The organism is Paenibacillus sp. Z6-24, assembly GCF_054161335.1.
The window spans coordinates 1,851,347-1,866,057 of the sequence record NZ_CP096398.1 but is presented as its reverse complement, the minus strand read 5'-3'; the positions used below and the strand labels follow the sequence as shown (position 1 = coordinate 1,866,057).

General features: G+C 48.0%; 13 protein-coding genes. 2 read left to right on the top strand and 11 right to left on the bottom strand.

Features of this window, described 5'->3' with window-relative positions; genetic code table 11:
* Positions 1–91: 91 nt before the first annotated feature.
* The 3 genes from M1D61_RS08200 to M1D61_RS08190 form a co-directional block, all read right to left on the bottom strand.
* Complete coding sequence (locus tag M1D61_RS08200) at positions 92–1,345, bottom strand: aspartate kinase (RefSeq protein ID WP_458121909.1); 1,254 nt, start codon at positions 1,343–1,345, stop codon at positions 92–94.
* A gap of 255 nt (positions 1,346–1,600) precedes the next feature.
* The gene (gene efp / locus M1D61_RS08195) at positions 1,601–2,158 is read right to left on the bottom strand and encodes an elongation factor P (protein WP_046214940.1); all 558 of its coding nucleotides are present in this window, start codon (positions 2,156–2,158) and stop codon (positions 1,601–1,603) included.
* Positions 2,159–2,451: 293 nt separating this feature from the next.
* Positions 2,452–3,528 (bottom strand): M24 family metallopeptidase, encoded by a 1,077-nt coding sequence (locus M1D61_RS08190; protein WP_458121908.1) that lies wholly within the window; start codon positions 3,526–3,528, stop codon positions 2,452–2,454.
* A gap of 275 nt (positions 3,529–3,803) precedes the next feature.
* Here M1D61_RS08190 and M1D61_RS08185 point away from each other — a divergent pair, with 275 nt between their 5' ends.
* The gene (locus M1D61_RS08185) at positions 3,804–4,796 is read left to right on the top strand and encodes a DUF1385 domain-containing protein (protein WP_458121907.1); all 993 of its coding nucleotides are present in this window, start codon (positions 3,804–3,806) and stop codon (positions 4,794–4,796) included.
* 5 nt (positions 4,797–4,801) lie between these two features.
* On the top strand, positions 4,802–5,221 hold the full coding sequence (locus M1D61_RS08180; RefSeq protein WP_458121906.1) for a hypothetical protein: 420 nt from the start codon (positions 4,802–4,804) through the stop codon (positions 5,219–5,221).
* Positions 5,222–5,465: 244 nt separating this feature from the next.
* Here the strand turns inward: M1D61_RS08180 and M1D61_RS08175 are convergent, their stop codons facing one another.
* The 8 genes from M1D61_RS08175 to M1D61_RS08140 all read right to left on the bottom strand — a co-directional run bounded on the left by M1D61_RS08175 (position 5,466) and on the right by M1D61_RS08140 (position 14,571).
* Positions 5,466–7,094, bottom strand: coding sequence for a family 10 glycosylhydrolase (locus M1D61_RS08175; RefSeq protein ID WP_458121905.1), 1,629 nt, complete (start codon positions 7,092–7,094; stop codon positions 5,466–5,468).
* Positions 7,095–7,274: 180 nt separating this feature from the next.
* A complete protein-coding gene (gene mntR, locus M1D61_RS08170) occupies positions 7,275–7,700 on the bottom strand; it encodes a transcriptional regulator MntR (RefSeq protein WP_017815291.1) in 426 nt (141 codons plus the stop codon).
* A 220-nt stretch (positions 7,701–7,920) separates the two neighbouring features.
* Positions 7,921–9,948: a methionine--tRNA ligase gene (gene metG / locus M1D61_RS08165; protein ID WP_458121904.1), complete on the bottom strand. Its 2,028-nt coding sequence runs from the start codon at positions 9,946–9,948 to the stop codon at positions 7,921–7,923.
* A 434-nt stretch (positions 9,949–10,382) separates the two neighbouring features.
* A complete protein-coding gene (gene yidD, locus M1D61_RS08160) occupies positions 10,383–10,703 on the bottom strand; it encodes a membrane protein insertion efficiency factor YidD (RefSeq protein WP_458121903.1) in 321 nt (106 codons plus the stop codon).
* Positions 10,700–11,245, bottom strand: a complete 546-nt coding sequence (locus M1D61_RS08155) for a Fur family transcriptional regulator (protein ID WP_458121902.1) — start codon at positions 11,243–11,245, stop codon at positions 10,700–10,702. Before M1D61_RS08155 ends, yidD begins: the two co-directional genes overlap by 4 nt.
* Positions 11,246–11,524: 279 nt before the next feature.
* On the bottom strand, positions 11,525–13,741 hold the full coding sequence (locus M1D61_RS08150; protein WP_458121901.1) for a stalk domain-containing protein: 2,217 nt from the start codon (positions 13,739–13,741) through the stop codon (positions 11,525–11,527).
* 420 nt (positions 13,742–14,161) lie between these two features.
* On the bottom strand, positions 14,162–14,239 hold the full coding sequence (locus M1D61_RS08145; protein ID WP_458122451.1) for a hypothetical protein: 78 nt from the start codon (positions 14,237–14,239) through the stop codon (positions 14,162–14,164).
* Positions 14,240–14,334: 95 nt separating this feature from the next.
* Entirely contained in the window at positions 14,335–14,571 is a 237-nt protein-coding gene (locus M1D61_RS08140) for a glycoside hydrolase family 3 N-terminal domain-containing protein (RefSeq protein ID WP_458121900.1), read from the bottom strand.
* Positions 14,572–14,711 lie beyond the last annotated feature (140 nt).

Sequence of the window (14,711 nt, the reverse complement as noted above, 5' to 3'; positions counted from 1 at the left end):
AGCATATTCATGAAAAAGGCGGGAACATCTTCTTTAAAATGATGTTCCCGCCTTGAATAACGCTATATAATATTGGCTTTATATCCAGAAATTAGCGGCGATCCTGCGGTCCGCCGACAAATGCCTGTTCTTCGGTATCGAGACCGTAGGCGGTATGCAGGGCAGATACCACATCGTTCAGCCTGCCTGCTTCAATAACGCAGGATACCTTGATTTCGGAAGTGCTGACCATCTTGATGCTGACACCCTGATCGGAAATTGCTTTGAACATCTGTGCGGCAACACCCGGATGACTGACCATGCCTGCACCGACGATGGACACTTTAACCAGATCAACTTCGGAAGTCACTTCATCGTAAGGAAGCTCGCTGCCGATGTTTTCAATCACATTCAGCGCGCCAAGACGGTCTTCGAGGCTGACGGTAAAGGAAAAGTCCGCTTTGCCGTTCATGACACCGCTCTGTACGATAATATCTACGTCGATTTTGGCGGATGCCAGTTCACCGAACATTTTGGCGAGTACACCAGGCAGGTCGTTGACCCCTCTGATTGTAATCCGCGCCACATTTTTATCGTAAGCGATTCCACTGACTACCGCTCCCTGTTCCATGCTTGCTTCCTCCTTCACCACAGTTCCTTCATTATAGTTAAAGCTGGACCGTACGACGAGGCGCACGTTGTTGTGTTTGGCATATTCCACTGCACGCGGATGCAATACGGCTGCGCCGAGGTTGGCAAGTTCCAGCATTTCATCATAAGAAATTTCATTCAGCTTACGTGCGCATTTGACGATACGCGGATCTGTTGAGTAGATGCCATCGACATCCGTATAGATCTCGCACGTATCCGCCTGAATTGCTGCTGCCAGGGCAACCGCTGTTGTATCGGAGCCGCCGCGTCCGAATGTGGTAATCTCACCGTCTGCCGTCGTCCCTTGAAAACCAGCTACAATAACGATTTTCCCGGCATCCAGCGCATTCATTACCCGTTCGGGACGAATGGCTGTAATCCTTGCCCGGCCATGTTCCGCTTCCGTCTCAAAGCCTGCCTGCCAGCCGGTAAAGGATACGGCTTCACGTCCCTGCTGATGAATCGCCATCGACAGCATAGCAATGGAAATCTGCTCGCCAACTGTCATCAACATATCCATTTCCCGTGCAGGTGGATTCGGATTCAGCAGTCGTGCCTGATCGATCAGATCATCGGTCGTGTCACCCATTGCCGAGACGACAACGACGCACTGATGACCTTCATCCTGCTTTTCAATAATGCGCTTTGCTACACGTTGCATGCGCTCAATATCACCGACGGAGCTCCCGCCGAACTTCATCACGTACAAAGCCAAGACCTCTTCACTCCCTACTTGATACAGGCATACAGCAAGGCCGCAGCCCGGATTGAACAGCGTATCCAGCATGTTATGCATTTTAATGCATGAAAATGCTTAATCTTTACCAGTATAATACGACAACGCGCTAAGTACTACCGCAAATTTTAGATATCCATGGATTGATAGAGAAAAAGCTGTCCCTGTCCCCCTGCTGGAGGAGGAAGGAACAGCCTTTACCTATTTATGGCGAAGTCGCCGATTTGCAGATCATTACGCGCGGGATACGTATTTACCTTCGCGAGTATCAATGATCAGTTTGTCGCCCTGATTGATGAACAGAGGAACCTGAACCGTGTGGCCAGTCTCCATTGTTGCACTCTTCGTCGCACCTGTAGCAGTATTTCCTTTGATACCCGGCTCTGTCTCAGTAACTTCCAGCTCAACGGATGTTGGCAGGTTGATTCCGAGGATTTCGCCCTGGTAGCTAACGATATTAACAGTCATGTTTTCTTTGAGGAATTTGAGTTCCCATTCCAGCTGGCTTTCGTTCAGCTCGAACTGATCGTAAGTCTCGTTATCCATGAATACGTGCTCGCTGCCGCTTGCATACAGGTATTGTACGCCGCGGTTTTCGATTTGTGCACGGGCAATCGTCTCGCCTGCACGGAATGTGCGCTCAACGATGTTACCGTTACGCAGGTTTTTGAGCTTGGAGCGCACGAATGCAGCACCTTTACCTGGTTTTACGTGCTGGAATTCGATAACGGAGTAGATGTTGCCTTCCACTTCTACGGTCAAACCTGTTTTAAAATCGTTAACTGAAATCAAAATAACGCCTCCTCATATATGGTAAAGCCAAGTTCGATACAATATATGCCTATCTGTAGAGCCGAACGGTTCCAAAAAGGACCTGTCCGGCAGACTGCCTATATATTGTACTATACCCTATAATCTACAGGATATTCTGTTAAGGGTTAAACTCTGTGACCATCGGACACTTTAGGCTGCAAGGAATCTGCTTATGCAAGCTTGATCCGTGCAGCCTGTTCATCTCGTTAATCCCAGTTTATTTTATTCGGCAAGCATCCCTCATGATCCTGCTAATAGCAGGAAGAAGCTGCTTAGACCGGTAAAATCGTGAACTCTTTGCTGGAATGAGTCAGGATGCGGATACCGTCTTCGGTAATCAGCACATCGTCCTCAATACGCACGCCGCCGAATCCAGGTATGTAAATGCCCGGTTCTACGGTAACGACCATGCCCGGCTGCAGCACGGTATCGCTCAGCTTGGACAGGCGGGGCTCTTCATGGACTTCCAGACCAATGCCGTGACCGGCGCTGTGACCGTAGGCGTCTCCATAACCATGCGCTGTAATAATGTCGCGGGAAAGAGCATCCGCTTCCCTGCCGGTCATTCCCGGTTTGAGATGCTGCAGCGTATGCAGCTGGGATTCCAGCACTACATTATAGATTTCACGGTGTTTGTCGGAAGGTGTGCCGACAAATACTGTCCGTGTGAGATCGGATACATATCCGTTATAGATGGCACCAAAATCAAACGTAATAAACTCATCATGACCGATCGGCTTATCGCTGGCCACTCCGTGCGGCAGAGCCGAACGTACACCGGAGGCGACAATCGTCTCAAACGAAGGACCCGAAGCTCCCTGACGACGCATGAAAAATTCCATTTCAAGCTCCAGCTCTTTCTCGGTAACGCCGGGCTTAATGTAGCTCAGAATATGGTCGTACGTACGGTCAGCGATAGCGGTTGCCTGTTCGATAATGGCAATTTCTTCAGCATCCTTAAAGTTACGGATGGTTTCAAGCATGCCGGAGACCGGAACGAGTTCCACCGGAGCCAGATGCTGTTTGTAGGCGGCATATCTGCTGTAAGGTACCTGATCCTGTTCAAATCCGATAGAACGTACACCCCAGTTGGAAAGCAGTTCTTTGATAGTATCCACTACGTTTGGAGCATGCTCGGCCACGGTGAACGCTGCCGCCTGTTCGGGTGCCTGTGTCATGTAACGAAAATCTGTTAACAGGTAAGCCTGTTCTGCCGTTACAATAACATAGCCTGCCGAACCGGTAAATCCGGTCAAATACCTGCGATTGACGCTGCTTGTGATGAACATCGCTTCAAGCTGGCGTTCCTTCATGGCCTGACGCAATTTGTTTAAACGTGCTGTACTCATTGAACCTCTCCCCTTCGCTCCGTTCTGTCTTGCAAATAGCCAGAGATTATTTTACCATACCCTGCACATTTTTGAGAATAGTCAGTTAAATAATTCACTTTTACGGCTCCTGCCATGCATATTCTGGTAAAGATACGTAAAATCCGCTACAATATGAGTAGCAGCATTTCTGTTCTGCAGAGGCTGCTGTACCAGTCCATTTTTACTTTATACTGGTATAGGAATACGCAAAATCATCATGCAAATGATGAAGAATAATGGAAGGGTGACCTTACTTGCCAAAACAATCCACTCCAGTCAGCTATGGCGGCCAGGCTGTAATTGAAGGCGTCATGTTTGGCGGAAAGCACGTTAACGTAACCGCCGTAAGACGCAAAGATGGTGAGATCACCTATCTGGAAGTTCCCAGAGAAGACAAACCCTGGGTGCGTACACTGCGCCGCATTCCGCTTCTGCGCGGTATTGTCAGTCTGATTGACTCCAGCGCCAAAGGCTCCAAACATCTCAATTATGCTGCAGATGCCTATTCCGAAGATCAGATGGACCCGGAAGAATACGCGCAGCAAAAGAAAAAAGAAGAATCTAAGACCAGCCTCAGTATGATACTAGGCGTGGCGGTTGTCGGTGTACTGTCGCTTGTTGTCGGCAAGTTGATCTTTACCCTTGTACCTGCCGTACTAGAAAGCCTGCTATTCAAAAATCTGTTCCATAACCTTTTCCTGCACAATCTGCTGGAAGGTGTTATTAAAATCATATTGCTGCTCGTCTATTTGTGGGGAATCTCCCAGACACCGATGATCAAGCGTCTGTTCCAGTATCATGGAGCCGAACACAAAGTGATCACCGCTTTCGAAAATGGAGCGGAACTGACACCGGAAAGTGTACAAAAGTTCAGCCGTCTGCATTACCGCTGCGGCAGCAGCTTCATTATCCTGACGGTCATTATAGGCGTAATTATTTATTCCTTTTTCCATTGGGACGGACTGGGCGAACGGATTCTCCAGCGGATTGTCCTGCTGCCTGTTGTGATCGGCGTCTCGTTTGAATTCCTCAAATTCACCAACAGTCTGCGTGATATTCCGGTGCTGCGCTATCTCGGTTACCCGGGTCTGTGGCTGCAGCTGCTGACTACCAAAGAACCAACGCTGGATCAGCTGGAAGTCTCGATCGCTTCCTTTAACCGGATGCGTGAGCTGGATACGCAGCTCGCCCGTGCGTCTTCACCATCGGTAGCACCTGAAGTTGCTCCTGACCCTGTGAAAGGATGATAAACATGAGAAAGTCACCTGCTCAAATGATTGTTTTTGTCGTTGCGATACTGTTGGCGGTGATTGGGTTGGTCAAGAACATCTACCAAATGATATTCATGCCTGCTACCTTTAACTGGGGCGGACTGATTGTGACGGTAATTATTCTGGTTATTGCAATTATGCTGCTGCGCTCCTCTCCCGCTTACAGCGGCGGCGGACGCAAACAGCCGAAAATCAAGCCTTCTGCCCGCACTATGGCAAAAGTAAAAGCACAGCAAGGCAATTACAAAAATGTCTCCAAAGCTTCTCCTTTTGCCAAAACCGGTTCAACAGGCCGCAGCACCACCGGCTCCGGCAGCAACAAACCGAAAAAGAATTATCCATTCCAGGTTATTCAGGGCAATAAAGGCAAGGATGATGAAGAACTGCCAAAGTATCACTAATTGGAATCGGCAGTGAAACGATTGGTTCTGTTAAATAAAACTCCAGCGATCACATGGAAGCAGTTCACCTGCTGCAAATGATCGCTGGAGTTTTTTTGTTGTCCTGCAAGTTATGTCCGTCGACTGTGTCCAAATCAAAACCCCCGCTGCATCTACAGCGGGGGTTTTAATTGAATTTTCTTTATCTCTGAAAAGGCTCGTTTGTTATCTTTTCTTATCTTCTGTCTATTTCTGTATACAGTTGTTACTGTCCCCAGTAGGAACGCAGCTTGCTGACGATATCGAGCGGATTCTTTTTCAGATCTTTGTAGCTGAAGAAAATGCTGCCTTTGATGTTGCTGTATTTGGCATTATACTTCAGCTGGTTAATAATCTCGTTGGATGTATTCCAGCCAATTTCCGGTGTGTTGATCTTGTAGATGGCATGGCCGATATACAGATCCACGCCTGTGTTCTTGGTCTCATTAACCCACCAGTCTACGACTTTGTCGTAATGAGCGGCTGGCAGGGAGAAGCTCCAGTATACCTGTGGAGCGATATAATCGATCCAGCCATTTTTGATCCATGTACGTGTATCGGCATACATGCTGTCATACGCGGTTACGCCAGCTTTGGTATCGGAGCCGGTCACATCATTGGATTTGTTGCGCCATACGCCGAATGGACTGATCCCGAAGCGTACAGACGGCTTGGACGCATGAATGGATTTGCCCAGATCACGGACAAAGCTGTTAATATTGGCGCGTCTCCATTCACTCTTGCTTGTGTAGCTGCCTTTATAAGCTGTATATGCTTTGTCATCATTGAATTTTTTGGCAGATGTCTCGGATGACGGATAGAAATAATCATCCAGATGAACACCATCAATATCATAATTATTAACAGCTTCCATAATGGTATCGATAATCGATTGACGGGCTGCCGGGACACCCGGATTGATATAATATTTGCCGTCAAAATAAATGACCCAGTCAGGATGCTGACGTACCACATGATTGGACGCCAGGGAAGCCGTCTTGGAATCGGTAGTGGCGCGGAAAGGATTGAACCAGGCGTGCAGTTCCATGCCGCGCTTATGCGCTTCGGCTACCATGTATTCCAGCGGATCGTAACCCGGATTTTTGCCCTGTGTGCCGGTCAAAAACTTCGACCAAGGCATAGTTGCGGATTGATACAGCGCATCGCCGGAAGGGCGAACCTGTACGAATACTGCATTCATGCCCATCGCTTTCAGATCATCGAGTTCTTTGGAGAATTCCTGCTTTTGCTTAGTTGCATTGGAGCTGCTAGGCCAGTCCAGGTTGAATACGGTGGAGATCCAGGCACCGCGCAGTTCTTTGGCAGCTGATGGGCTGCCGGATGTGGTGCCGGAAGGCGAAGCATTGAGCGTGCTTCCTTTGCCGCTTGTGCTGCCTGTGGTGGAATCTGCCCCGCCTGCACTCGTCAGCGTTACGGTCTGTGTGGATTGGTTCCAGTTGACTCCCAGTCCAAGACCTTCACCGATAAAGCGCAGCGGAACCATCACGCGGCCGCCCTTGATCTGTACCGAAGTATCCAGTGCCACCTGCTTGTTGTTCACTTCAGCAGCAGGCTGTCCGGCTGTTAATACCAGCTTGTCTTCACCATGAGTGATTGTGACTTCACTTTTTTGCTGATCCCAGGCGATGCCTGCGCCCAGATTTTCACTGATCAAACGCAGCGGTACCATGGTAACATTGGTGTCCCTGGTAATATACGGAGCAGCATCTCCCTGAATGGTTTTGCCATCCAGTACGATTTTGATGTTGGTATCAGCAGCATACAATGTACTGCTCACCAGAGGAAAAACAACGACCATAGCAAGAAATAATGATAAATACCGATAAATTTTCATTCATGTACCTCCAGTAAATCTTTTAACTTTTCCTTTGACTTGGCTTCCATGCTTCTTCCACGACTATACTTCCTATACGATCTAATCGGTTGAATAAACCTACTTTATTAGACCGATTCTATATCCAAAAGTTGCGGACAAAATAAAAGACATCTGCCAGATAATCGACAGATGTCTGCCCTATGAATCGCTAATCAGCTCATTTTGCAGTCTTTGCAGTTCAGCTACCCGTTCCGGATCGCGGCGGAAATATTCCACCAGCGTCTCGATCTGGGTAATGGAGTCCCAGCTCAGATGATGCTCGATGCCTTCAACGTCCTTATATATATAGTCAGGATTTACACCAATAATTCCGAGAAAATCTTCCAGCAGCTGATGGCGGTCCACCAGACGCTTGCCCATCTTTTTTCCTTTGCTGGTCAGTACCAGTCCGCGATATTTCTCATAAATCAGGTATTCATCCTTATCCAGCTTCTGGATCATCTTCGTTACGGATGAAGGATGAACTTCCAATCCCTCCGCAATGTCCGATACACGCGCATATCCCTTCTGGTCAATCAGCTTATAGATGCGCTCCAAATAGTCTTCCATACTGGGCGTTGGCATCTTGCTCCCCCTTTAATCTACACGTTCTTATTTGTCATACAGGTGCCGCATAATACGTCTCTGGCACATAATTCATTCAATAATCATACATGGAATGTAGACAGCTTGGCAAGTTTTAACAGACTTTTTCACTATAAAAAGAACCTTCAATGCTGCCGCAAAGCCCATGCATTGAAGGTTCTCCGGTTATGATGACCGCCTGCTTATCGGTCTGCCCATTTTACTTTACAATGGCTCCATTTGGCATGCCTTCCGGCACGGTAGCCAGCGTCAGTTGATCGCCGTGGGAAGCAGCCAGGATCATGCCGCGTGATTCTTCACCCCGCAGTTTGACAGGCTTCAGGTTGGTCACGCAGATGACCTTGCGTCCGACCAGTTCTTCCGGCGTATAGAACTTGGCGATGCCGGATACGACCTGACGCTGTTCGGTGCCAAGGTCCAACTGCAGCTTGAGCAGCTTGTCCGCTTTTTTCACCGGCTCGGCAGAGATAACCTGTGCCACGCGCAGTTCAACTTTGGCAAAATCATCAATAGTGATCTCTTCTTTTTGCTCGATCAGTTCTACAGCGGGTGCTGTTACGGTCTGCTGCTCGGTCGCTGCCTGATCGCTTGTATCGTCTGCCGCTTTGAGTACACCGCCCATCGCTTCCACGATATAAGCGACTTCTTCCTTGGCATCCAGTCTCGGGAAGATCGGATCCCCCTTCACAACACGGGTACCTGCAGGCAGCTGGCCGTACGTACGAATGCTGTCCCATACGTTCAGTTCGTCGCTCGTCGCACCGATCTGCTCACGGATCTGTTTTGGTGCGCGTGTCAGGAACGGCTGCAGCAATACAGAGATAATGCGCAGGGATTCAGCCAGATGGTACATTACGGAATCGAGCTGGGCACGATTGGCTTCATCCTTGGCCAGTACCCATGGCTGGGTCTCATCAATATATTTATTTGTACGGCTGATCAGCTGGCTGATCGCTGTCAGGGCTACCGAGAACTCCAGCTTCTCCATCGCCTGCTCCACTTTGTCAATTGTCTGCTGTACTGTCTCTTCCAGCAGTCCATCCACTTCCAGCACACGACCGGCATAGGCGGGGATAGTACTGTCACAATATTTATCGATCATGGCTACCGAACGGTTGAGCAGATTGCCCAGATCGTTGGCCAGATCGGAATTCACACGGTCTACAAAGCTCTCTGGCGTAAATGTACCATCCGAGCCGAACGGCACTTCACGCAGCAGGTAGTAACGCAGTGCATCCAGACCATAACGATCAATCAGTGTAACCGGATCCACAACATTGCCTTTGGATTTGGACATTTTACCGTCCTTCATCAGCAGCCAGCCGTGACCGAATACTTTTTTGGGAAGCGGAATATCCAGCGCCATCAGCATGATCGGCCAGTAGATCGTATGGAAACGAACGATCTCCTTGCCTACCAGATGAATATCAGCCGGCCAAAACTTGTTGAACAGCTCCGGATTGCCGGTACCGTAGCCCAGTGCTGTAATGTAGTTGGACAGCGCATCAATCCAGACGTAGACAACATGCTTTGGATCGTCCTTGACTTTAACGCCCCAGTCGAAGGTTGTGCGGGATACCGCCAGATCTTCCAGGCCCGGTTTGATAAAGTTGTTGATCATTTCATTTTTGCGGGACTCCGGTTGAATGAAGTCGGGATGATCCTGATAATATTGCAGCAGACGATCCGCGTACTTGCTCATACGGAAGAAGTACGATTCTTCCTTGACCAGTTCTACTGGGTGACCGCTGTCCGGACTTTTACCACCGGTTACTTCACCCTTGTCATTGCGGATCACATCGACCAGCTGAGTCTCGGTGTAATAGGTCTCATCCGGAATACTGTACCAGCCTTCATACTCGCCTTTGTAAATGTCGCCCTGCTTCAGCAGACGGTCGAAGATTTCCTGCACGACTTTTTTGTGGCGATCTTCTGTCGTACGGATAAAGTCATCATAGGAAATATCCAGTTTATCCCACAGGCTCTTAATGCCTTCCACGATGCCGTCAATAAACTGCTGCGGTGTCTGTCCTTTCTCCTCCGCCTTGCGTTCGATCTTCTGGCCGTGCTCATCGGTTCCGGTCAGATAACGAACCTCATACCCTCTCATGCGCTTGTAACGGGCCATGGCGTCTCCGGCTACCGTTGTGTACGCGTGCCCGATGTGCAGCTTGTCACTCGGATAGTAGATCGGTGTTGTAATGTAAAATGTTTTGTTGTCAGACATGATTATTCCTCCTTGGTTAGAATCAACGAAAACAGCAGTGGGCATAAGCATAGCGGCATATGCAGCCGGATACGATAAATCTGATGAGGATTCTGATGTTAAAGGCACAGCAAAAAGCCCCCATCCCTAATGGGACGAGAGCTTGTACTCACGTGTTACCACCCAACTTCCCTGCTCATTTGCATCAGCAGGCTCAGCAGCCTCTACAGGCCGGCCATTAACGCTGGCTCACGCTGCAGCCTTACGCACCACACTCTTACCGAGTGTCATCCGCTCGACTCCAGTTCCTCCCGGACCATCTTCTACAGCGGCTCCCAGACCGGTTCACAGCTGCTCCGGCTCTCTGTACTGGGCCTAACCCGTATACTTATCCATTCACTGGAAACGTATATATGACTTGTGTAATTGAATATACCTAATTCTCACAGAAGCTGTCAAGCATTACGACGGTTCTGTACCCGCTCCGGCTCTTCCGATGAGGAACCTGCTGGAAATCCAACGGTTCGTCCTCTGCGTTCGCTGGCAGGAGGAACCATATCGATTCCTCCCGGATGAAATGGATGGCATTTGCCGATCCGTTTCACCGCCAGCAAGCTGCCTTTGAGCACTCCATGAATCTCTATCGCTTCCAGCGCATACTGGGAGCAGGTCGGATAAAAGCGACAGCTCGGCGGCTTGAGCGGAGAAATGAATTTGCGGTAAATATGGATCGGCACCTGCACTGCGCGGCGGCTCCATTTTTGAGACTTATTCACTGGCTTTTCCCTGCCGCATACTCTGTTTCCGTAGCAGGCACGCTTGTTTTCAGATGCAGTGCTGGTCCTTCTTTACCATCTCCACCCTGGCCGTCAGCAGATTGCACATCAGCCGGTAGATTGCCCAGCTGCATCCGGCAGTCTTTGCAATAACCGAATACTTCAAACTTGTGGCGAATCACTTCGAACTGCTCCGGCATATCCGTCATATCCATTGGGCAAAAGGCGATCGGATATGTTTTCTCGCACTGCAGGCAGATCATATGATGGTGATGGTGATCCTGGCTGCAATGGCTTTTGAACTTGACGCCATCCTCGAACACAATTTGCTCGAGCACCCCCAGTTCCTGCATTACCCGCAGATTACGGTATACCGTATCAAAACTCAGTCCGCTGTATTTTTGTCCCATATATTCATAGACATCCTTGGCTGTCAGATAACCCGGCGCTTCGGCAAACAGTTTGGCCAGTGTACGCCGCTGATCGGTAATCCGCAGTCCCTGTTTTGACATAATATTAATAATTTCCTCAGTAGACAGCATGAGTCTTCCTCCTGTCATGGTTCCAGCTATTTTCTATTCTAACCATTGTTTGTTTTATTCGTAATAATAACTATTATACACCAAAACAGGGATAATGCCGAATTATTATTGCCCTGATTTAGGTCAATCCATCTAATTTTAAAGTTGATTCTGATTTCATGCAACCAAGCATAATAAATAAAAAAACCGGAGCTGCAATGCAGACTCCGGTTTAAATGGTATACGGCTGCAACACCGCATCTTCATTTCGGATGGAACAAATAGTAAGAGTATTGAAAATTATTGCTTTTTGGCCGGCAGCTGACTGAACAGCAGGTTAACCGGCAGATTGCTGCCCGGTGCTGCTGTGAACCAGATCTCTACGGATTCTGTATCCAAAGCTCTCGTACGATAAAGTACTACGTTATCGTTGGCAGAAGTTGCTGCACCGTTATTTTTGATTGCTGTGCTCACGCCATTTACAAAGATGTAACCGGAGTAACGTCCACCACGCGCATTAAAGGAAATCAGCGTGTTTGGAGCTACCATATCCAGCTTGATTTTGTACAGTACACCAAAGTTACCGGCATTGGATGCTTCGGTCATGGACATTGGATCTGTACCTGTCAGGTTCGGATCACTGTTGTTGTCGCCCAGTGGAATACGTACATTCGAGTTGCCGATCAGACCTGGTACATGCATAATGCGTGTTGCATTGTCATAGGTACCACGGTTGTGGATACCGTCACGATCCAGCTTAGGCAGGGTAGCCATGGAAGCGATCGGATCGGCATTTTCGTCAACCATCATCACGGTGTATTGAATATTGGAATCGCTGACCAAATCACCATATAGGGAAATAACATTATCCGGCTTAATGGTAGTTGCATTCAGCTGATTGAAAATAATCTGACTCTGTCCAGGCTGCACGACAACAGTCTGTGCGTCCGCCCCGGATTGAATCGATTTGTAATAACGGTCGATAGACACTTTACCCGCTGCAGTAGCGTAGATGTTAGGTCCGCCGAAGCCGACATCCTGGATATTCAATGTAGCAGGTGTTGCATTCGTATTGGTTGCAATCACGTACATTTTCACACGTTTGCCTGTCTCATTAACATGGTGAACCATAATACGAGTCTGACCGGAAGCATTCTCCTGGTAAACGATACCTTCAGAAAGTGTTCTTTCCGGACTGTTACTACGGATCAGACGTACTGGCTCCGAAGAAACCTCGGAAGTCATTGTCTGCCATGTTGGAATCTCGGCACCATTAATGTTGAAAGAATCTCCAACTGGTGTGAACAGCGGATAGAACTGCTCTGCTGTGTACAGTGTTTCATTGGTAATATTGATTGTTTTGCTGTACGTGCCTGTAGCACCGTGCTTGTCCGTTACTGTCAGCGTGATCGTCTGTGGCCCCGGCGTAAAGAAAGCCAGTTCCTTGTTGACCCACTGTGTTTTGGATGCAACGATGGCATTCTCATCATCCGTACTCATATCGGTATAACTGATAGCTTCACCCATGCGATAGGATTCACTGTTGGTCGTGAACATCGCTACCGGCGGCTGGTTCGGAGGCAGTACATTGATCGTGACTGTGTATGGATCACTCCATTGACCTTTGGAATCCATAATCTGATAGGTCACTACATGAGCTCCAGCTTCAGCGAAAACATCTTCGCGTCCTGTCCAGCGCTCATCAGCAACGGGGCCACCATCAGATGTTTTTGTTTTGGTGGTGTACTGTACTGTTGTCTGTGTAGCATAGATCGCAGTAGGCGATACGGTAAATGAAGCTGTAGGTTTTACCTGCAGATCCATGATGACCATTTTGCCCTGTACTGTATAAGGAATATTCAATGCTGCCGTGATGGAAGTCAACGGTACCATGAATACATTTTTCTGCTGGAAAGCAGGGCCTTTCATCAGTGTGCGCACACCGTCTACTGTGTAGTACTTGCTGTCTGTTGTGAAGCGCAGTTCTTTACCGTCCTTTTTCATGACGGTTTCTTTGGTCTTGGAATCATATGTAAGCGTCAGTCCAACACGCTCTACCAGTGCACGCACAGATACATAGGATACTCCATTTTTAACCGTCATCGGCTGGTTGGAATAATACAATTTACCATCACGGTAAATCTGATTGGAATTCATCATGAAAATCAGTTTGTTAGGTCCTGCAGAATAAACATCTGCAACTACAGATGGCTGGCTGGCAGTTGGCGCAGCTGGTGTTGCAGGTGCCGGTGTAGATGGTGCTGTCGCCGGATTTGCAGGCGAAATAGTTCCGTCTACCGCTGCATCATCTGCTCCAGTCTGATCCTCTGTACCTGTTGTAGCTGGATCAGGATTAATGGATGGAACCGTATAGGTATTTGGGGCATTATCATACACATCCTGCACAATACCTGTTTCTGCATCGCCCTCGGCTGCAAATGCCTGACTGGCAGGAAATGCTGCAGCAATCTGAGTAGAGGCGAGTACAGCCACTAGAAAACTCTTCTTGAATTTCATTATTCGACTCCTTCTTGTAGCAATCTACTGTAATTTAAATGTCAAAAAACAGAATCCCCCCGAAATGACACATTATTAAGACGCAGTACTTTCCAAAAAGTTTCTGTCTTCTTGAGGAAAGATTGCCGGTTTTTTTTCGATTCACATTTTGGACACAATTGAAGAGGTAACTACAGGTTATATTGATTTTACTGGATATGTAAATTCTTCTTTATCCTCCTGACATTGAAAATAATGACTCTCTATTTTTATTGGGAACAGCATATATAACCAGACCTGTTTGTATGAATAGACAGGTCTGGTTATACATGCTGATATCCTGCGGTACAGTATACTTTTATTTCAGCCTGTTTCGAAATAGAACGATTAACAGTACAGGCCGGATAATCTTCATTTATACTTCTATGCTATACCGTTCATTTAAGCTGACCGGCAGTTTGCCTGCAGCGACATAACCGCTGCTTGCGGAATCGGAAAATGCTTGGCAATCGCGTGCATTTCCAAACAATCTGTAATAATGAGACCTTCAAATCCCATTTGCTGCCGCAGCTACCTGTTCGGCCTGCATAGCAGTAACCGCGGCTGCTCCATGTTCAGCCACTTTTTCCTGCTTCTCGATTCCCGGGAATAAGACTGAGCTCTTCACGGTCAATCCTGCTGACCATCCCGCCTTCCTGGTCAATCGCAATGAATAAAGGCGGCAGTTCTTTGTGCTCGGCCATCTGCTGCAGCTGAGCAGACAGCTCTGTAATCTGGCGTGGAGTACCAATATTACGGCGGAAATAAATGATCCCACCTATGTGATGCTGTTCGATCAATATCCTAATCACTAAACTTCCTAAATAGACTTACCTGCAGAATACTTTTCTCTCTATAACACTTTTATACTTCCTTTTATAATTCTTATATTTGCTGAAAACATGAATCAGCCTTCCTGTCGCAACCGACAGAAAGGCTGATTCAGCTACAT

Excerpts from the sequence above, each read along its gene's own strand:
- M1D61_RS08190 (WP_458121908.1), bottom strand. The coding sequence starts at position 3,528 with ATGAGTACAGCACGTTTAAACAAATTGCGTCAGGCCATGAAGGAACGC.
- M1D61_RS08180 (WP_458121906.1), top strand. The coding sequence starts at position 4,802 with ATGAGAAAGTCACCTGCTCAAATGATTGTTTTTGTCGTTGCGATACTG.
- M1D61_RS08175 (WP_458121905.1), bottom strand. The coding sequence starts at position 7,094 with ATGAAAATTTATCGGTATTTATCATTATTTCTTGCTATGGTCGTTGTT.
- mntR (WP_017815291.1), bottom strand. The coding sequence starts at position 7,700 with ATGCCAACGCCCAGTATGGAAGACTATTTGGAGCGCATCTATAAGCTG.
- metG (WP_458121904.1), bottom strand. The coding sequence starts at position 9,948 with ATGTCTGACAACAAAACATTTTACATTACAACACCGATCTACTATCCG.
- M1D61_RS08155 (WP_458121902.1), bottom strand. The coding sequence starts at position 11,245 with ATGCTGTCTACTGAGGAAATTATTAATATTATGTCAAAACAGGGACTG.
- M1D61_RS08150 (WP_458121901.1), bottom strand. The coding sequence starts at position 13,741 with ATGAAATTCAAGAAGAGTTTTCTAGTGGCTGTACTCGCCTCTACTCAG.
- M1D61_RS08145 (WP_458122451.1), bottom strand. The coding sequence starts at position 14,239 with ATGCACGCGATTGCCAAGCATTTTCCGATTCCGCAAGCAGCGGTTATG.